Source organism: Paracoccus contaminans (assembly GCF_002105555.1).
Taxonomy (GTDB): domain Bacteria; phylum Pseudomonadota; class Alphaproteobacteria; order Rhodobacterales; family Rhodobacteraceae; genus Paracoccus; species Paracoccus contaminans.
Genome location: NZ_CP020612.1, coordinates 1,766,827 through 1,783,454, shown reverse-complemented (window position 1 = coordinate 1,783,454; position 16,628 = coordinate 1,766,827). Strand labels below are relative to the sequence as shown.

Below are 16,628 nucleotides of genomic sequence, written 5' to 3'. Positions count from 1 at the left end.
CGCCGCTGTTGCCGCGGCGTTGATGTTGCACGGACGTTACGGCCGCCCGTGTCGTTGTGGCGATTTTACATCACACGACGGCGGCGTGTCACCTCGATATTCAGGTCGTTCACCTTCTTGCGAAGGGTGTTGCGGTTGATGCCCAGCAATTCGGCGCAGCGCAGCTGGTTTCCCCCGCAGGCATCCAGCGCGATCTGGATCAGCGGGCGCTCGATCTCGTTCAGGACGCGGTCGTAAAGGCCCGGCGGGGGCAGGTCATGCCCGTGCAGGTCGAAATAGCGTTGCAGATGCTGCTCGACGCTGTCCGACAGCCGCCCTGCGGCGGCGGGCGGCGTCGTGCGCCGGACGGGCGCGCCGTCCAGCGCCGCCGCAACCTCGGCCGCCTGGATCGTCGTCGTGGCGGCGGTCAGCGCAAGGCGGCGCAGGATGTTCTCAAGCTCGCGCAGGTTGCCGGGAAAGGGATGGGCGCGCAGCGCCGCCAGTGCCTCGCCCGACAAGGTGAACCCGCCATGACCGGCCCGCCCCAGCAGCAGGGGCACCAGCGCAGGCAGATCGTCGAGCCGCGCCCGCAGCGGCGGCACCATCAGGGTCATCCCCGCCAGGCGGTAATACAGATCGGGCCGCAGCGTTCCCGAGGCGGCGTCCTCCTCGGGGGCCGGTCCGGTGGTCGCAAGCAGGCGCGGCGCACGATCTGCGCCCGCGCCCGCCTCGATCAGCCCGGCAAGGCGCGACTGGGCGGCGGCGGCCCACCCGGCCGGGTCTTCGATCAGCAGCGTGCCGCCCCGCGCCTCGGCCATGCGGGCGGCAAAGCTTTCCTCGGCATCGGCAGCCGTCAGGCGGACCAGCGCCGCGCCCCGGCGGGCCGACAGATCATGCAGCGCCTGGGCCAGCGTGCTGCGCCCGGTGCCCGGCTCGCCCGCAAGGATCACCGCCAGGTCGGTGTTGACCACGCGCGCGACGGTGCGAAACAGCGCCTGCATGACAGGCGCATGCCCGATCAGGGCCGCCGCCGGATCGGGCGCCGGCGCGGGCGCTGCGGATGGCGGCATCTCGGCCCGGGGCCGTGCCGACAGGCCCGCCCGGACCCGCACCATCAGGTCGGGCAGATCGAACGGCTTGGGCAGATAGTCGAACACCGCCGCCTCGGTGGCGCGGATCGCGGTGACGATGCTGTTCTGGGCCGAGATCACGATGACGGGCAGGCCCGGCCGCGCCTTCGCGATCGCCGGCACCAGATCAAGCCCGTTGCCGTCGGGCATCATCACATCCGTCACCACCAGATCGCCCCGCCCCTCCTCGGCCCAGCGCAGCAGCTGCTGCAGGCTGCCGGTGGCATGGACGCGGCAGCCGGCGCGGGTCAGCGCCTGGGTCAGCACGGTGCGGATGGTGCGGTCATCATCGGCCAGCAGGATGGTGCCATCCATCATCGTTCTCCTTTGCGGGCGATGGGCAGGGACAGGCGGAACACGGTGCGGCCGGGGCGGCTGTCCACGCCGATGCGCCCGCCATGCTCGGCCATGATCTTGCCCGCCAGCGCCAGCCCCAGCCCGGTGCCGTTCTCGCGCCCCGACACGAACGGCTCGAAGATCTGCCCGGCGATCGCCTCGGGCACGCCGGGGCCGTTATCCTCGACCTCGATCTGAAGCGGCAGGGCCTCGCCCTCGTCCGATCGCACCGCGCCGTCGTAGAAGCTGCGCAGGCGGATCAGCGGGGCAGCCGGCCCGTTGCGGCCCGACAGCGCCTCGGCCGCGTTGCGCATCAGGTTCAGCACGACCTGCATCATCGGGTCCGGGTCGATCAGCGCCGGGGGCAGCGAGGGATCATAGTCGGTCACGATCCGCGGCGCGCCGCCGCCCAGGTCGATGCTGCGGCGCGCGCGGTCCAGGATGTCGTGGATGTTGACCGGCCGCAGCCGCGGGGCGGTGGTGTCGCCAAAGCGTTCGACCTGATCGAGCAGGCTGACGATGCGCCGGCTTTCCGCGACGATCAGATCGGCCAGCTCGCGGTCCTCGGGGCCCAGCCCCTCGGCCAGCAGCTGCGCGGCGCCGCGGATGCCGGCCAGCGGGTTCTTGATCTCGTGCGCCAGCATCTCGGCCATGCCGATGGCGCTGCGCACCGCGCCGCGGGGGGCGCCCGGCTGGCCTTCGGGGCGGATCAGCGCCACGGTGCCCCCGCCGGGCAGCGGGGCAAGCTGCACGGCGGCGCGGCGCGGCGCCCAGCCCCCCGCCCGGTCGGACACGTCAAAGCAGACCCGCGGGTGCAGCGCCGTGTTGCCGCCCGCGCGGACCGCGGCCAGCATCGGGCCAAGCGGCGGTTCGACCCGCAGCCGCGCCATCAGCGCGGGATCGTCGGCACCCAGGCCGCGGACCGAGCGGGCCGACAGGTTCAGCCAGAGCTGCGCCGCTTCGTTCAGGCCCGCCCAGCGCCCCGCCGCGTCAAAGCTGGCCAGCGGCAACGGCAAGGCGGCAAGGATCTCGGCCGCGTCGGGCTGGCCCGTCATCACGCGGCGGCCCGTTCGCCGGGCGCATCCGCAAAGACCGCGCGGATGGCGGCCTGCGCGGCCTGCGCGCTTGGTGCGGCCATCAGCGCCTTGCGCGCGGTGTCCGGCGCGCCCAGGCCGGCGGCGTCGGCATACCAGCCCAGGTGCTTGCGGGCGACGCGCAGCCCCAGATCGCGGCCATAGTGGCGCAGGATGTCGTCATGATGGGCCGCCACTGCCTCGGCCAGCGCCGCGCCGCGCGGCACGCAGGGCGCCGGCGCGCCGTGCAGCGCATGGGCGATCTGCGCCAGCCGCCAGGGCGCGCCCTGCGCCCCCCGTCCGACCATGACCGCATCGGCCCCCGAAAGCGCCGCCGCGCGCCCGGCAGTCGCCGCGTCGATGACATCGCCATTGGCCACCAGCGGCAGATCGGGCACCGCCTCGCGCACGGCGCGGATCGCCGCCCAGTCGGCCCGTCCGGTATAGAACTGCGCCCGCGTGCGGCCATGGACAGCGATCATCCGCACGCCCGCATCGCGCGCCCGGCGGGCCAGGTCCGGCGCGTTCAGGCAATCCTCGTCCCAGCCCAGCCGCATCTTCAGCGTCACCGGCAGGTCGGGGACGGCGGCGACCACCGCCTCGATCAGCGACAGGGCGCGGTCCGGCTCGCGCATCAGCGCGGCGCCGGACAGCCCGCCCGTCACCTTGCGCGCGGGGCAGCCCATGTTGATGTCGATGATGCCCGCGCCCATGGCGGCGACGATGCGGGCGGTTTCGGCCATCGCTCCGGGTTCGCGCCCGGCGATCTGGACGCTGACGGGAACGCCGTTCTCCTCGACCATCGCCTTGGCACGCACGGCGGCGCGGGTGGAGGGGCGCGGCGTGACCATCTCGGTCGAGGCGACCATCTCGCTGACCACCAGCCCCGCCCCGTGGCGGGCGACCGCGCGGCGGAACGGCAGGTCGGTGATCCCGGCCATCGGCGCCAGGAACACCGGAGGGCCGAGGACTGCCGGGCCAAGGATGATCGGGGATGCTGTCATGGGCGTGTTGTCGATACCTGTCGGGCGGCAGGAAACAGCTTTGGCCCCGCGGCGGCAGAGCCGCGGGCCCTTCTGCGCCGGGCTGCCGCAAAGGGCGGCATGATGCACGCAAACAGGGCAGGATGCAAACCCGCTGCCCATGGTGGCGCAGGGCGCCGGCCCCCGCTATGCTGGGCCAAAGCCAGCGGGGCCACCCATGTTCCTGTCAGTCTTCGATCTGTTCAAGGTGGGCATCGGCCCCTCGTCGTCCCATACCATGGGGCCGATGGTGGCGGCGGCGCGGTTTCTGGACCAGTTGCGCGCCGCGCCCTTCCGCGCGCATGGGCTGCGCGCCAGCCTGCACGGCAGCCTGGCCTTTACCGGCAAGGGCCATGCGAGCGACCGCGCGGTGATCCTGGGCCTTGCCGGCTTCACCCCCGAGACGATGGACGCCGCCGCCGCCGAGGCGGCGCTGGCCGGGATCGCCCGCACCCGCATCATCACCCCCGACGGCCTGGGACCGCTGTCCTTCGACCCCGAACGGGATCTGGTCTTCGACTATGGCCCGCCTCTGCCGGGCCATGCCAACGGCATGATCCTGATGGCCACGGATGCGCAGGGCGACGTGATCGCGCGCGAGACCTATTATTCCATCGGGGGCGGATTCGTGCTGACCGAGGGAGAGCTGGCGAGCCGTGCCGCCGAGGGGCGCAGCGACGCGGCGGCAGCCGTCCCCTATCCCTTCGCGACGGCGGCCGAGATGCTGGCCATGGCGGCCGGCTCGGGCCTGTCCATCGCCGCCATGAAGCGCGCCAACGAACGCACCCGCCGCAGCGAGGCCGAGATCGCCGCCGGCCTTGCGCGCATCTGGCAGGTGATGGCCGACTGCATGGACCGGGGGCTTGCCGCCGGGGGCACCCTGCCCGGCGGGCTGAACGTGCGCCGCCGCGCCCATGGCATCCACCAGTCGCTGCTGGCCGAACGGGGGATGAACCTTGCACCCCCCCATGTCGTCAACGACTGGCTGTCGGCCTATGCGATGGCCGTGAACGAGGAAAACGCCGCCGGCGGTCAGGTCGTCACCGCCCCGACCAACGGCGCGGCAGGGGTGGTGCCGGCGGTGATCCGCTATTGGCTGGACCATGTGCCGGGAGCCAGCGCGGCGGGGGTGGGTGATTTCCTGCTGACGGCGGCGGCGATCGGCGGGCTGGTCAAGCACAACGCCTCGATCTCGGGCGCCGAATGCGGCTGCCAGGCCGAGGTCGGCAGCGCCGCGGCGATGGCGGCGGGGGGCCTGTGCGCCGTCATGGGCGGCACGCCTGCGCAGGTCGAGAACGCCGCCGAGATCGCGCTGGAGCATCACCTCGGCATGACCTGCGATCCGGTGAAGGGGCTGGTGCAGGTGCCCTGCATCGAACGCAACGGCCTTGGCGCGATCAAGGCGGTATCGGCGGCCAGCCTGTCGCTGAGGGGCGACGGGGTGCATCTGGTGCCGCTGGATGCGGCGATCGAGACGATGCGCCAGACCGGCCGCGACATGAGCGAGAAATACAAGGAAACCTCGCTGGGCGGGCTGGCGGTCAACGTGCCGAACTGTTGAAGGCGAAAGGGCGCCCAGCGGCCCGCCATGCATGCGGGGCGCTTGTTTGCAGCCATGGCCTGCCGTAAGGCTGGCTGCAAAAGCCATCACGAATACGGGACAGATCTTGATGAACGCTCGCCTGACGCTGCTGGCGCTGCCGCTGGCCCTAGCCGCCTGCGACCAGCAGGCGATCAAGGATTTCCGCCTGCCCTGGGACAAGCCCGCCGAGGCAGCCGCGCCCGCCGCCCCCGCCAAGCCGGCCGAGCCGGCCAAGCCCTCGATCCCCGAACCGACCGGCGCCTCGCCGGCGCAGCAGCCGCTCGAGATCGCCGGCGCGCGCAGCAAGGTCGCCACGGCCAGCGCCGACACCGCGCATGTCACCCGCTTTGCCGCCAGCGGCGAGGGGTGGAGCGCGACGGTGGACGGGGCGAGCGCCCGTGTCGAGCGGGCGGGCGGCAAGCCGGCTACGGTCAATGTGAAACGGCTCGGCTATGCCAGCGGCGTTGAATATGTCGGAGAGCTGAACGACGCGCTGTTCTCGCTTGACCTGCGCAGCGGCGAATGCGGCGGCAAGCCGCTGACCGCGACGCTCAAGCTGAACGGCAAGACACTAAACGGCTGCGCCGCGCCGGCCGGCGCCGCCGCCAGCGCCGCCACCGAAAAGCCCGCCCAGAAGCCCAAGGCCTGACACCGGGCGGCGGCGCGCATGCCGCCGCCCCCAAAGACCCAGGCCCAGCCCAGCCCTGCCCATCGGGCACGACCACCGGGCCAGCGCCCGCCCCGATGGCCAGATCCAAGAAGGACCGCCAAGCCATGACGCAGCGACGATCCACCCCCCTGACCCGGCGCCTGCTGGCGACCGCCCTGCCGGCGGCGATCATGGCCCTGGCCCCTGCCCCCTGGCGCCCCGGCGCGGCCGTGGCCGAACCGATGATCGGCACGGTCATCAGCCGCTATGGCCTGCCCGGCATCATTGACACGCCCACCGCCGAGGCGATGCCCGACGGCACGCTCGCCGCCTCGCTGTCCTGGAGCAAGCTGGGCAACCGGACGGGGCTGAGCTTTCAGATCATGCCGCGGGTGGCGGCCACGCTGCGCTACAGCAAGTTCGACAGCACCGAGGAAGACCGGGGCTATGTCCGCGACCGCTCGTTCGACATCCGCGCCGTGCTGCTGGACGAACGCGAAGGGACCTGGCGCCCCTCGGTCGCGGTCGGGCTGCAGGATGCGGTGGGGACCGGGTTCTATTCGTCCGAATACATCGTCGCCACCAAGACCCTGTCGCCGCGCCTGCGCGTTTCGGCGGGCCTTGGCTGGGGCAGGCTGGCCAGCGCGGGCGGGATCGGCTCGCCCTTCGGGGACCGGGGCGGGCCCGATGAAAAAGAGGGCGGCACGCTGAACACCGACCAGTGGTTCCGGGGCGAGGCCGCGCCCTTCCTGGGCCTGTCGTTCAAGGCCACTGACAAACTGACGCTGCTGGCCGAATATTCGGGCGACGATTATGCCTGCGAAACCGGCAATGCCGACCACTGCGCCCGCAATGTCTGGCTGTCGGACAAGGATGCGCTGAGCAACCGGATCAATCTGGGCTTTAGCTATCAGGCAGGGCCGAACTATCAGGTGGGCGCCTATCTGCTGGGCGGCAAGCAGATCGGCATCCAGGCCAGCATGACGCTGAACCCCCGCCAGGCGCCCTTCCCCTCGGGGCTGGAAAAGGGCCCGGCCCCGGTGCGGCTGCGCGCCGCGCCCTCGGCCGACCCCGAAGGCTGGTCCGGGGCCTGGGCGAGCGATCCGACCGCGCAGCCCGCGATCCAGAAATCCCTTTCGGACGCGCTGGCGAAAGAAGGCCAGACGCTGGAATCGATGGTGCTGACGGCGAACCGGGCCGAGGTCCGCATCCGCAACAACCGCTATATCCAGCAGGCCGAGGCGGTGGGACACACCGCGCGGCTGATGACCCGCGCGCTGCCCCCCTCGGTCGATACGCTGGTCGTGACCTCGATCGAAAGCGGGATGCCCACCTCGTCGGTGACGCTGCGCCGCGCCGATGTCGAGCGGCTGGAAAACACCGAAGCCGGGCAGATCGCCAATGCGGCCGTCCTGTCGGATGCGGTGCCCCGCCCTGCCAGCCTGGTGCGCAGCCCCGGCATCGCGCCGCGCTTTACCTGGTCGCTGGCGCCGTCGCTGAACACCGGCCTGTTCGATCCCGACGAGCCCTTCCGCTATGACCTGGGCGTCGCGGCCAGCGCGGGATACGAGATCGTTCCGGGCCTGACGATCAAGGGGTCCGTGCGCCAGCGCCTGCTGGGCAATGCCGAACAGGACGCGCCGGGCGATCTGTCGGTTGACGAATACCTTGCCATGACCGATGCCGAGATCGAGGCCGGCAACCACGGCGTCTATCGCGTGCGTTCGGACGGGCGGATGTATTCGGGCAATTCCAGCCCGCGGGTGCGGACGCTGACCATGAACTGGAACGCCCGGCCGACGGACACCACCTATACCCGCGTCACGGTGGGCCTGCTGGAAAACATGTATGGCGGGGTTTCGGCCGAGGCGCTGTGGAAGCCGGTCAATTCGCCCCTTGCCCTGGGGATCGAGGTGAACCGCGTGAAGAAGCGCGATTACCGCGACAGCTTCGATTTTCTCGATTACGAGACGACGACCGGCCATGTCTCGGCCTATTACGAGTTCGGCAACGGCTTTGTCGGAGAGCTTGACGTGGGCCGCTATCTGGCCGGCGACAAGGGCGCGACGGTCAGGCTGACGCGCGAATTCGCCAGCGGCTGGTCGGTCGGCGCCTATGCCACCAAGACCGACCTGTCGGCCGAGGAATTCGGCGAGGGTTCCTTCGACAAGGGCGTGACGATCCGGGTGCCGCTGTCCTGGGCCGTGGGCACGCCCAGCAAGCGCACCGTCGGCGGCACGCTCAGCTCGCTCAACCGCGATGGCGGGCAGCGGGTGCGGGTCGAGGATCGGCTGTATGACACGGTCCGGGACAGCCATTCGACCAAGATGTATGACGGCTGGGGGAAATTCTGGCGATGAACGGGCATTTGCGTAACGCTGCGGCCGGGCTGGCCCTGGTCGCGCTGGCGGCGGGCTGTTCCAGCCGGAACAGCATCTCGGACGGGCCGACGACGCTGTCCGTCGCCCGCTCTGCGCTGGGGCAGGTGCTGGCCTCGCGCAAGGCGGCGCCGGCCGGGGCACCGGCCGATCCGCAGGCGATGGCGGCCGAGGCGATGCGGGTCAACCCCGGCCCGCTGATCCTGGTGGGTCTGGAACAGGCCGGCACCACGCAGGTGCTGGCGATGACGGGGGATAACCCGCAGGCCGGAACCCGCACCTTCATGACCAAGAACGAGCAGTCGGTCATCCTGCGCGGGATGATGGTCCGCGGCACGCGCGGGCTTGGCCATGACCTGTCCGTGGTCGAGGCGGACCAGTCGGCCGCCCTGGTCGCGGCGGGGCAATCGGGGACGGCGCGGCGCATCATGCGCTATTATTCCGGCGACGGGTTGGAACGGCGGCTGGACTTCACCTGCCAGATCGGCCCCGGCCCCAAGGCGGGCGTCATGGTCGAGACATGCCGGGGTCATGGCCTGTCATTCCAGAACAACTATCTGCGGTCGGGCGGCGTATCGCGCCAGTGGCTGGGGCCGGGCCTTGGCTATGCGACCATCCAGGTGCTGCGCAACTGACACCGAGGCAGGCGCGCAATCGACAAGGCCCGCCGCAAGGCGGGCCTTTTTCATGCGGCCAGGGCCGGGCGGGACAGAAGAGAGCGGCAAGGCAGGGAACAGGACCGATCCCGCCGCACCGCACCCAAGGGTCGGGGCAAGGAGAAGGCGAAGCAAAACGGCATCAGGGATGCGCCCTTGTGCCATGCAGAGGCAAGGCAGGCGACAGGGCCAGTCAGGCTGGGCGGTGCTGCGCCAAAGAAACCGGGCAGGGAATGACGAAGCGTCCAGCAAATATGTGGACCTGCGCCGCCAGAACGGTGAGGCGGTGAGGCGGTGAGGCGGTGAGGCGGTGAGGCGGTGAGGCGGTGAGGCGGTGAGGCGGTGAGGCGGTGAGGCGCTTGAAGTCCCGGCGGACAACAAGCCAAGCGGAAAAGAAGCGCATGATGAAAATGGACGCCCCGGGAAAAGAGAGCGCGCAATGAAAAGGGGCCAGTCCGACGACTGGCCCCTGATCGGTACCGATCCGAAAGAAATCAGTCGGTGGTGTCGTCGTCGTCATCGTCGTCGTCGTCCGAAGCGACGGCCGCGATGACGCCCAGCAGCAGCAGCGCCGGGACAACCAGGCCAGCGTTGGTGGACGCGGGTTTGGTATCGACCACGACGGGCTCGACGTCGACGGTCGGGGCGACATAGCCGCCGGCCAGAGCGGTCGAAGCCGACAGGCCAAGGGCAAGGGCGAAGGTAGCGAATTTGGTCATGATCATGCTCCGTACTTTTTTGAAGGCTGCCGGTCGCCCGACAACATCGAGGCGACAGTCGCACAACTCTCCGGTGTTGGAAAGCGCGTCGCTTTTGCTTTGCCGAGGGGCCGTGCGAACTGTTGCATATTCGCCAACACCTTAATCATGGGCCAGTTCCCCCGGCGGGCTGAGACATTGAAACAGCAGCCTGCGATGGTCCAATCGCAGGCGATCACCCTGCCAGGGCAATCCCGCGCGCGAAAATCGCGCAAGGCGCGGGAACCATTCTGCCGATGACGAAACGCCCTCGCGGATGCCGCAAAGGGCGATTCGGCACGACCATGCAGCATCCCGCCCTTCCCTAGCCGTCCTTGCGGGGGCGCCGCGGCCCGCCGGAGCCGCCGGGCCGCGCCGGCCCCTTCGGCTTGCCAGGCCCCCTGCCCGGTCCGCCGGGCTTGCCCGGCCCCCGGTCACTCCGGTCACGCGGCCCCTGTCCGGGGCGGTCCCCGGCGGCGGGGCGGGCGCCGCGATAGCCGCCCGGCTTGGCCGAGGGCGCATGGGCGCGATCGGTGCCCTGGGGGCCACGGGCATCGTCGCCTCGGGCGGCATGGAAAGGCCGCGAGCCCGAAGCGCCAAGGGAGCCCTGCCCCTTGCCGGCGGGGCGGGGCCGGCGTTCGGCCCCCGGCGCGTCGCCGGAGGCGCGGTCCTCGCGCGCCCAGCGCGGCTTGCGCGCGGCGCTGCCCTCGCCGTCGCGGCCCTGCCCATCGCGGCCGAAGGGACGAGGGCCCCCGGCACCCCGCGCGCCTGTCTGCCGGTCGGGCCGCGCCCCGCGCTCATCGCCCGCCTCGCGCGGCGGACGGGGGGCATAGCCGCCCTCAGGCCGCGGTTTGCGGGCAGCGCGGTCCTCGCTCGTCCAAGGGCGGGGCTGGCGGGCATCCCTGCCTTCATCCTGCATGCGCGCGCCGTAATCGCCGCTTTTGGGCGCACGCGGCTTGCGCTCAGTGCCGCTGCCACCCTGCGAGCGGGGGCGATGCCCCTCGGCGTGCGGATTGCGGCCAAAGCGGCCCTCATCCCGGCTGCGCGGGCGCTGGCCCTCATCTTCGCCCCGCGGGGGCGGGGCGGGCGGGCGGCAAAGCCCTCGGCGCGCGCCGGGCGGGCCGGGCGGGCCTCGTCCCTGAAGGGGGCCTTGTCGTTCCGGTCGGCACGCGCGCCACCGGGGCGGGCGGAATAGGGGCGCGCTGTCCGCTCATCCTCGGCGCGCGGGCCGCGCGGCTTGCGCTCAAAACCCCCGCGGTCCTGGCGGCCGGGCGATTCGCCATCGGCGCGGCGCGGGCCGCGGGGGGGGCGGCCCTGGTCCCTGTCGTCCCTGCGCGCACCCGGACGGCGCGCAAGCGGGGCCGCGTCCTCGCCCTCGCCCTCATCCGCCAGCAGCCCGCCCAGCTGGTCGCGCAGCACCCGCCGCTTGACCTCGCGCACCTCGTTCTCCTCCATCCCGGTCAGGCGGAAGGGGCCATAGGCAATGCGGATCAGCCGGTTCACGGTCAGCCCGACATGGGCCATCGCGCGGCGGATCTCGCGGTTGCGGCCCTCGCGGATGCCGACGGTCAGCCAGGCATTCGCGCCCTTCTGGCTGTCGAGCTTGATCTCCATGGGCTGGAACGTCTCGCCGTCGATCAGCGCGCCGCGGCGCAGCGGATCGAAGGTCAGCTCCGTCGGCTGGCCGTTCACCCGCACCCGATAGCGCCGCAGCCACCCGGTGGACGGCAGTTCCAGCCGCCGCTTGAGCGCGCCGTCATTGGTCAGCAGCAGCAGCCCTTCGGAATTGAGGTCGAGCCGCCCGATGCTCATCACCCGCGGCATGTCGCGGGGCAGCGCGTCAAAGACCGTCTGGCGCCCCTTTTCATCGGCCTCGGACGTGACCAGCCCGACGGGCTTGTAATACATCCACAGGCGGGTTTCCTGGGGCGCATCCATCGGCTGGCCGTCAATGCGCACCTTGTCGGAGGGCAGGATGTCCAGCGCGGGGGACGTGATCACGGCGCCGTTCACGGTGACGCGGCCCTCGATGATCATGCGCTCGGCCTCGCGCCGGCTGGCGACGCCGGCCCGCGCCATGACCTTGGCGATGCGCTCGCCCCCGGCTGGGGGCGCGGCTTGCGCCTCCGGGGGAAGGCGCCCGGTCAACTCATCGGGGGGCGGGGGCAGCTCGCCGTGATCCTCGTCGGGATAGACCTCGGCATATTCGGCAGCGGCCTCGGGCGTGATCTCGGGGGCGGGGTCCGCATCGGGCAGGGCCGCAGGGACGGCGCCGGGGGTTTCGTCGGGGTCGGTCATGGCGATCTCCTTCGCATCGCTGCGGGGGCAAGGGGGCCGGTCTAGCGCCAACGCGCCGGGGGTGAAAGCGGTTCTTGCGCGGCCGGGCGCGACGCGCGAACAGGGGCCATGTTCAGGACGCAGATGCCCCATGCGCTGGCCCAGGCGCGCGCCGCCGCCCTGCGCGGCGAGGTTCCGGTGGGGGCCGTGCTGTGCGATCCGGCCGGGCGGGTCGTGGCGGCGGCCGGCAACCGCACGCGCGCGCTGTCCGACCCCACCGCCCATGCCGAGATCCTGGCCATCCGCGCCGCCTGCGCCGCCGCCGGGTCCGAGCGGCTGCCCGGCCATGCGCTGTGGGTCACGCTGGAGCCCTGCCCGATGTGCGCGGCCGCCATCGCCGCGGCGCGCATCGCCACGCTGTATTACGGCGCGGACGATCCCCGGATGGGCGGGGTCGCGCATGGGGCGCGGGTCTTTGACCATCCGCAGTGCCATCACAGGCCGGTCGTCTATGACGGGATCGGCGGGGCCGAATCGCAGGCGCTGCTGCGCGGGTTCTTTGCCGCGCGCCGATAGGCTCAGGGCGCGCGCGGCGCGGCCGGGCAGCCCCTGTCGGCCCGGCCTGGCCTCTGGCGCCCTGCCCCATGCAGGGCGCTGTCCCGATGCCTGCGGGCCTTTGCCCCGGCCCCGCGCGGTCGCCGCTGCCCGGCGCCATCAGGTGCAAGGACGCGTCATTTTTCCCCTTGCAGCCCGCCGCGCGGTTGTCTAAACCCCGCTCCACCGGCGGCGGACGCCACCGGATGCGGAGCGCGGGCGTAGCTCAGGGGTAGAGCATAACCTTGCCAAGGTTAGGGTCGTGAGTTCGAATCTCATCGCCCGCTCCAAAATCGAAAAAGGCCGGTCCTGCGGGGCCGGCCTTTTCCGTTTGGGCGCCTGACATCCTGCTGGCGCGCCCCCGTCACCGCCGCGGCTTGCCCATGCGCCCGGGCTCTGGGGTGCCCTGCCTTGTGCCGGCCGGAATCCATGGCGCGGGATTGCGTCCGGGCGCCCTGGCGTTCCGGATCTGCGCGGCACTGCCGCCTACAGCATGCCGGGCAGGACCAGATCGGGCGGGCGATGGCCGTCGGCGAAGGTCTTGATGTTGATGATGACCTTTTCGCCCATCTCGACCCGCCCTTCGACCGTGGCCGATCCCATATGCGGCAGCATGACGACATTCGGGGCCTCGCGCAGGCGCGGGTTGATCTCATGCCCGTGCTCGAACACGTCAAGGCCGGCCCCGGCCAGCTCGCCCGCGCGCAGCATCCGCGTCATTGCATTCTCGTCGATGACCTCGCCGCGCGAGGTGTTCACGATCACCGCCGAGGGCTTCATCAGCTTGAGACGGCGCGCGCTGAGCAGGTGATAGGTCGAGGGGGTATGGGGCGCGTTTATCGACAGGATGTCCACCCGCGCGAGCATCTGGTCGAGGCTTTCCCACCAGGTCGCGTGCAGCGCCTCCTCGGTTTCGGGGCGCAGGCGGCGGCGGTTGTGATAATGGATCTGCATCCCGAAGACATGGGCGCGCCGGGCGACGGCCTGGCCGATGCGGCCCATGCCCAGGATGCCCAGACGCCGCCCGCCGATGCGCCCGCCCAGATGCGCGGTCGGCGCCCAGCCCTCCCAGCGGCCAGCCTGCATTTCGGCCAGCCCCTCAGGGATGCGGCGCGTCACCGCCAGCATCAGCGCGATCGCGATGTCGGCGGTATCCTCGGTCGTGGCGCCGGGCGTGTTTGACACCAGGATGCCGCGGCGGCGGGCCGATTCCACGTCGATGTGATCGACGCCCGCGCCGTAATTGGCGATCAGGCGCAACCGCTCGCCCGCCTGCGCCAGCAGGTTCGCGTCGATCTGGTCGGATACGGTCGGCACCAGCACGTCGCTGCCTTGCATCGCGGCGGCAAGCTCGTCGCGGCTCATCCGCCCGTCCACCTCGCGCAGGCGCACATCGAACAATTCGGCCATCCGCGCCTCGACCAGATGCGGCAGACGGCGCGTCACGGTCACCGTCAGCCGATCACGAGGAGATGCGGTACCGGCCATCCGAGGTCTCTTCCAATGCCTGTTTCCGTTTGGCAGACTGCCCCCAACGCCAGGCGCGCACAAGACCCCGGCGCGGTGGCCGATTTCGCGGGGCGCAGGGCACGAAAGGCGATCCATGGACACGACATCTTCCGCAGCTGGCCGGCGGCTGCCGGCGCGACGGCGCGCGGGGCTGGCGGCGGCGATGGTGCTGGGTCTGTCCGTGGCCGTCTCGATCGGGCTGTCCGGTGCACGGGCGCAGGGCGGCCCCGGCCAGGCCGGAGAGGGCGGGACTGATCCCGCGGCCGCCGGCCGGGCCGTGCCTTCGGCGGCGGCGCCCGCCCCTGCCGGGGCCGCCGTTCCGCCGCCGCCCGCAGCGGCCGCGGGGGGCGACGGCTCGGCCGCGCTTGAGGTCGATCGGACCGAGATCACGGCCGATTCCCTCATCTCGCGCCACCAGGCGGCGCCGCGCGATCCGGGCAAGGGCCCGGTCACCAACCTGCCACTGCCCCGCTATGTCAGCCTCAAGGGGGGCGAGGGGAATGCCCGGCGCGGCCCAAGCCTGTCGCACCGGATCGACTGGGTCTTCCGCCATCCCGGCATGCCGCTGCGGGTGGTGGCAGAATTCGGCCATTGGCGGCGGGTCGAGGACCAGGACGGGGCGGGCGGCTGGGTGCATTATTCCCTGCTGTCGGGGGTCAGGACCGCGATCATCACCACCGACATGGCCGAACTGCGCGCACGCGCGGACGGGAATGGCGCGATCATCGCGCGGGCCGAGGCGGGCGCGATCGTGCGGCTTCATGAATGTGTCAGGGACTGGTGCCGCGTGTCGGGGGGCGGCGAAAAGGGCTGGGTGGTCAAGACATCGCTGTGGGGCGTGGACGCCGGCGAGATCCGGGAATGACCCTGCCGGCCAGCGCAGATGAAAACGCCCCGGCAGGACCGGGGCGTTCGGCTTTGTTCAGCAGCGCCGCGGCATGCGCACCGCGGTCGGCCTGCTTACATGCAGCGGTAGTAGGTCAGCGTGGTGCTGTCCTCGTTCAGGCGCATGATGCCCGGCTTGATCGAGATGTTGACCTGCCGGTTCGGCGCGCCCGAGCAGCCCAGCGTGGTGCTGGTATAGTTGCTCTGCACCTGCGAGTTGGTGGCCGTGCAGGTGGCGGTCGGGAAGGTGAAGGTGCGGCCGTCGATCTTGAGGCTGCCCTTCGACTTGGCATCGCCGCACTGCGATTTCACCAGGTTCCAGGTGCCGTTCAGCGAATCGGCGCCCTGAACGTCGCCCGAATTCTCGCGCGGCGCGGCAGGAGCGACCTCGGGGCCGTCCACAACGACGACCGGCGCCTGGCCGGGGGTTGCGACGGTGGTGGTCGTCTGGCCCGGAAGGCAGGCCGACAGCGACATGGCGGCCACAAGGGCCAGGGCGGGCTTGAGATAGGTCATGTTCAGATTACTCCCTCTTTCGACGAAACGCGGGTGGACGCTGCGGTGACAACGCGGCAATCGCCGGATTTCGTTCCCTGAACTCCGCGCATGATTAGAGAAAAGGCGCAATCCCCCACCCGCCGGATCCTCGCGCCACCGTCGCGCCGCGGACACAGCGGGGGGCCTGCCCCTCAGGCGCCGCGCCCGCCGCAGACCGGGCAGCCCGGCCGCGCCGTCACCGCGACCATCCGCGTGTCCCCCCACAGCCCGTCGAGGATCAGCATGCGGCCGCGCAGCCCTGCGCCCGCGCCGCTGGCGACCACGCCGCCGACCAGCTTGATCGCCTCGATCGCCATGAGGCTGCCAACCACGCCGGGCAGCGCCCCCACCACGCCCGCCTCGGCGCAGGAGGGCGCAAGCCCCGGCGCCGGGGGCCGGGGGAACAGGCAGGCAAGGCAGGGGCCGCCCCGCGCCGGGTCATACAGGGCCACCTGCCCTTCCCACTGGGCGATTGCGCCGGCGATCAGGGGCACGGACGCGGCCACGCAGGCGGCATTGATCGCCAGGCGGCTGGCAAGGCTGTCGGTGCCGTCCAGCACCAGGTCATGGGCGCCGACCAGTTCCCGGTCAGCCCCGGTCACGCGGCGCAGCAGCGGGGTGACGGCGACATGGGGGTTGAGCCGCGCCAGCGCATCCGCCGCGGCCAGGGCCTTGGGCCGGCCGATATCGGCGGTGGCAAAGATCACCTGCCGCTGCAGGTTCGACAGGCTGACCGAATCGTCATCGGCGAGCGTGATCCGCCCCACGCCCGCGGCGGCCAGGTATTGCAGGACCGGCGCGCCCAGCCCCCCCGCCCCCGCCACCAGGACGCGGGCGGCGCGCAGCCGCCGCTGGCCCGCACCGCCCAGTTCGCGCAGGGCGATGTGGCGGGCATAGCGGTCCAGTTCGGGATCGGTCAGGGGGCCGGAGGGATCCGCCGGGGGCCGGGCCTGTGCCGCCGCGCCGCCGGCCAAGCCCGTGGTCGGGGCCGGAGGCGATGAAGCCAGGAGGGGCGGTGCGGCAGGCGCAGGGTTTTCGGCGGATGCCCGCGCACGGGGCCGCCCGTCGGCGGGGTGCCCCAGCTCGCCCGGCTGCGCCTCGCGCCTGCCGCGGGCATGGCGGCGCAACCGGGCAAGCAGCGCCCCATAGCCGGCCAGTCCCACGGCCAGCGCCCCCCCGCCACCCAGCCGGCCGCCGCCGGCCCATGCAGGGCCCCGCCCAGCGCCAGCCACGCACAACCCAGCGCCCACAGCGCCGCAAGGCCCCCCGCCAGCCAGCCGGCTC

Annotated in this window: 14 protein-coding genes and 1 tRNA gene; 7 read left to right on the top strand and 8 right to left on the bottom strand. The window is 71.9% G+C overall.

The genetic code is table 11. From position 1 onward, the window contains the following. Positions 1-65 precede the first annotated feature (65 nt). From B0A89_RS08430 to dusB, 3 genes are read right to left on the bottom strand one after another with little or no spacing between them, the layout of a single operon-like run. On the bottom strand, positions 66-1,424 hold the full coding sequence (locus B0A89_RS08430; protein WP_085377757.1) for a response regulator: 1,359 nt from the start codon (positions 1,422-1,424) through the stop codon (positions 66-68). After that, positions 1,424-2,500 carry a two-component system sensor histidine kinase NtrB gene (locus B0A89_RS08425; RefSeq protein ID WP_085377756.1) on the bottom strand — a complete coding sequence of 359 codons (1,077 nt, stop codon included), beginning with the start codon at positions 2,498-2,500 and terminating at the stop codon, positions 1,424-1,426. The genes B0A89_RS08430 and B0A89_RS08425 overlap by 1 nt, the downstream gene beginning before the upstream one ends. Then, positions 2,500-3,522, bottom strand: a complete 1,023-nt coding sequence (gene dusB, locus B0A89_RS08420) for a tRNA dihydrouridine synthase DusB (protein WP_085377755.1) — start codon at positions 3,520-3,522, stop codon at positions 2,500-2,502. The genes B0A89_RS08425 and dusB overlap by 1 nt, the downstream gene beginning before the upstream one ends. A 196-nt stretch (positions 3,523-3,718) precedes the next feature. On the opposite strand from dusB, the gene B0A89_RS08415 reads away from it, so the two are divergent. The 4 genes from B0A89_RS08415 to B0A89_RS08400 all read left to right on the top strand — a co-directional run bounded on the left by B0A89_RS08415 (position 3,719) and on the right by B0A89_RS08400 (position 8,784). Further along, positions 3,719-5,101 (top strand): L-serine ammonia-lyase, encoded by a 1,383-nt coding sequence (locus B0A89_RS08415; RefSeq protein WP_085377754.1) that lies wholly within the window; start codon positions 3,719-3,721, stop codon positions 5,099-5,101. Positions 5,102-5,210: 109 nt separating this feature from the next. After that, positions 5,211-5,771: a hypothetical protein gene (locus B0A89_RS08410; RefSeq protein ID WP_085377753.1), complete on the top strand. Its 561-nt coding sequence runs from the start codon at positions 5,211-5,213 to the stop codon at positions 5,769-5,771. A gap of 125 nt (positions 5,772-5,896) precedes the next feature. Next, positions 5,897-8,131 (top strand): YjbH domain-containing protein, encoded by a 2,235-nt coding sequence (locus B0A89_RS08405; RefSeq protein WP_085377752.1) that lies wholly within the window; start codon positions 5,897-5,899, stop codon positions 8,129-8,131. Next, positions 8,128-8,784, top strand: coding sequence for a YjbF family lipoprotein (locus B0A89_RS08400; RefSeq protein ID WP_085377751.1), 657 nt, complete (start codon positions 8,128-8,130; stop codon positions 8,782-8,784). Before B0A89_RS08405 ends, B0A89_RS08400 begins: the two co-directional genes overlap by 4 nt. Positions 8,785-9,299: 515 nt before the next feature. Here the strand turns inward: B0A89_RS08400 and B0A89_RS08395 are convergent. Next, complete coding sequence (locus B0A89_RS08395) at positions 9,300-9,524, bottom strand: hypothetical protein (protein WP_240558471.1); 225 nt, start codon at positions 9,522-9,524, stop codon at positions 9,300-9,302. Between the two features lie 141 nt (positions 9,525-9,665). Further along, a complete protein-coding gene (locus B0A89_RS14970; protein ID WP_205949739.1) occupies positions 9,666-11,840 on the bottom strand; it encodes a pseudouridine synthase in 2,175 nt (724 codons plus the stop codon). Between the two features lie 108 nt (positions 11,841-11,948). Between B0A89_RS14970 and B0A89_RS08385 the strand changes: the two genes are divergently transcribed. Both B0A89_RS08385 and B0A89_RS08380 read left to right on the top strand, forming a co-directional pair. After that, positions 11,949-12,395, top strand: a complete 447-nt coding sequence (locus tag B0A89_RS08385) for a nucleoside deaminase (protein WP_240558469.1) — start codon at positions 11,949-11,951, stop codon at positions 12,393-12,395. 233 nt (positions 12,396-12,628) lie between these two features. After that, a tRNA-Gly gene (locus tag B0A89_RS08380) sits at positions 12,629-12,703 on the top strand. Between the two features lie 196 nt (positions 12,704-12,899). On the opposite strand, the gene B0A89_RS08375 is transcribed toward B0A89_RS08380, so the two are convergent. Then, the gene (locus B0A89_RS08375; protein WP_085377749.1) at positions 12,900-13,901 is read right to left on the bottom strand and encodes a 2-hydroxyacid dehydrogenase; all 1,002 of its coding nucleotides are present in this window, start codon (positions 13,899-13,901) and stop codon (positions 12,900-12,902) included. 115 nt (positions 13,902-14,016) lie between these two features. Here B0A89_RS08375 and B0A89_RS08370 point away from each other — a divergent pair, with 115 nt between their 5' ends. Next, complete coding sequence (locus tag B0A89_RS08370; protein ID WP_420814377.1) at positions 14,017-14,787, top strand: SH3 domain-containing protein; 771 nt, start codon at positions 14,017-14,019, stop codon at positions 14,785-14,787. Between the two features lie 95 nt (positions 14,788-14,882). Here the strand turns inward: B0A89_RS08370 and B0A89_RS08365 are convergent, their stop codons facing one another. Both B0A89_RS08365 and B0A89_RS08360 read right to left on the bottom strand, forming a co-directional pair. After that, positions 14,883-15,323: a hypothetical protein gene (locus tag B0A89_RS08365; protein ID WP_085377748.1), complete on the bottom strand. Its 441-nt coding sequence runs from the start codon at positions 15,321-15,323 to the stop codon at positions 14,883-14,885. Positions 15,324-15,496: 173 nt separating this feature from the next. Next, positions 15,497-16,507: a HesA/MoeB/ThiF family protein gene (locus B0A89_RS08360; RefSeq protein WP_240558468.1), complete on the bottom strand. Its 1,011-nt coding sequence runs from the start codon at positions 16,505-16,507 to the stop codon at positions 15,497-15,499. Positions 16,508-16,628 lie beyond the last annotated feature (121 nt).

What these genes read in the sequence shown, in the direction of transcription:
- B0A89_RS08430 (WP_085377757.1), bottom strand. Translation starts at nt 1,424, where the DNA reads ATGGATGGCACCATCCTGCTGGCCGATGATGACCGCACCATCCGCACC.
- B0A89_RS08425 (WP_085377756.1), bottom strand. Translation starts at nt 2,500, where the DNA reads ATGACGGGCCAGCCCGACGCGGCCGAGATCCTTGCCGCCTTGCCGTTG.
- dusB (WP_085377755.1), bottom strand. Translation starts at nt 3,522, where the DNA reads ATGACAGCATCCCCGATCATCCTTGGCCCGGCAGTCCTCGGCCCTCCG.
- B0A89_RS08415 (WP_085377754.1), top strand. Translation starts at nt 3,719, where the DNA reads ATGTTCCTGTCAGTCTTCGATCTGTTCAAGGTGGGCATCGGCCCCTCG.
- B0A89_RS08410 (WP_085377753.1), top strand. Translation starts at nt 5,211, where the DNA reads ATGAACGCTCGCCTGACGCTGCTGGCGCTGCCGCTGGCCCTAGCCGCC.
- B0A89_RS08405 (WP_085377752.1), top strand. Translation starts at nt 5,897, where the DNA reads ATGACGCAGCGACGATCCACCCCCCTGACCCGGCGCCTGCTGGCGACC.
- B0A89_RS08400 (WP_085377751.1), top strand. Translation starts at nt 8,128, where the DNA reads ATGAACGGGCATTTGCGTAACGCTGCGGCCGGGCTGGCCCTGGTCGCG.
- B0A89_RS08395 (WP_240558471.1), bottom strand. Translation starts at nt 9,524, where the DNA reads ATGACCAAATTCGCTACCTTCGCCCTTGCCCTTGGCCTGTCGGCTTCG.
- B0A89_RS14970 (WP_205949739.1), bottom strand. Translation starts at nt 11,840, where the DNA reads ATGACCGACCCCGACGAAACCCCCGGCGCCGTCCCTGCGGCCCTGCCC.
- B0A89_RS08385 (WP_240558469.1), top strand. Translation starts at nt 11,949, where the DNA reads ATGTTCAGGACGCAGATGCCCCATGCGCTGGCCCAGGCGCGCGCCGCC.
- B0A89_RS08375 (WP_085377749.1), bottom strand. Translation starts at nt 13,901, where the DNA reads ATGGCCGGTACCGCATCTCCTCGTGATCGGCTGACGGTGACCGTGACG.
- B0A89_RS08370 (WP_420814377.1), top strand. Translation starts at nt 14,017, where the DNA reads ATGGACACGACATCTTCCGCAGCTGGCCGGCGGCTGCCGGCGCGACGG.
- B0A89_RS08365 (WP_085377748.1), bottom strand. Translation starts at nt 15,323, where the DNA reads ATGACCTATCTCAAGCCCGCCCTGGCCCTTGTGGCCGCCATGTCGCTG.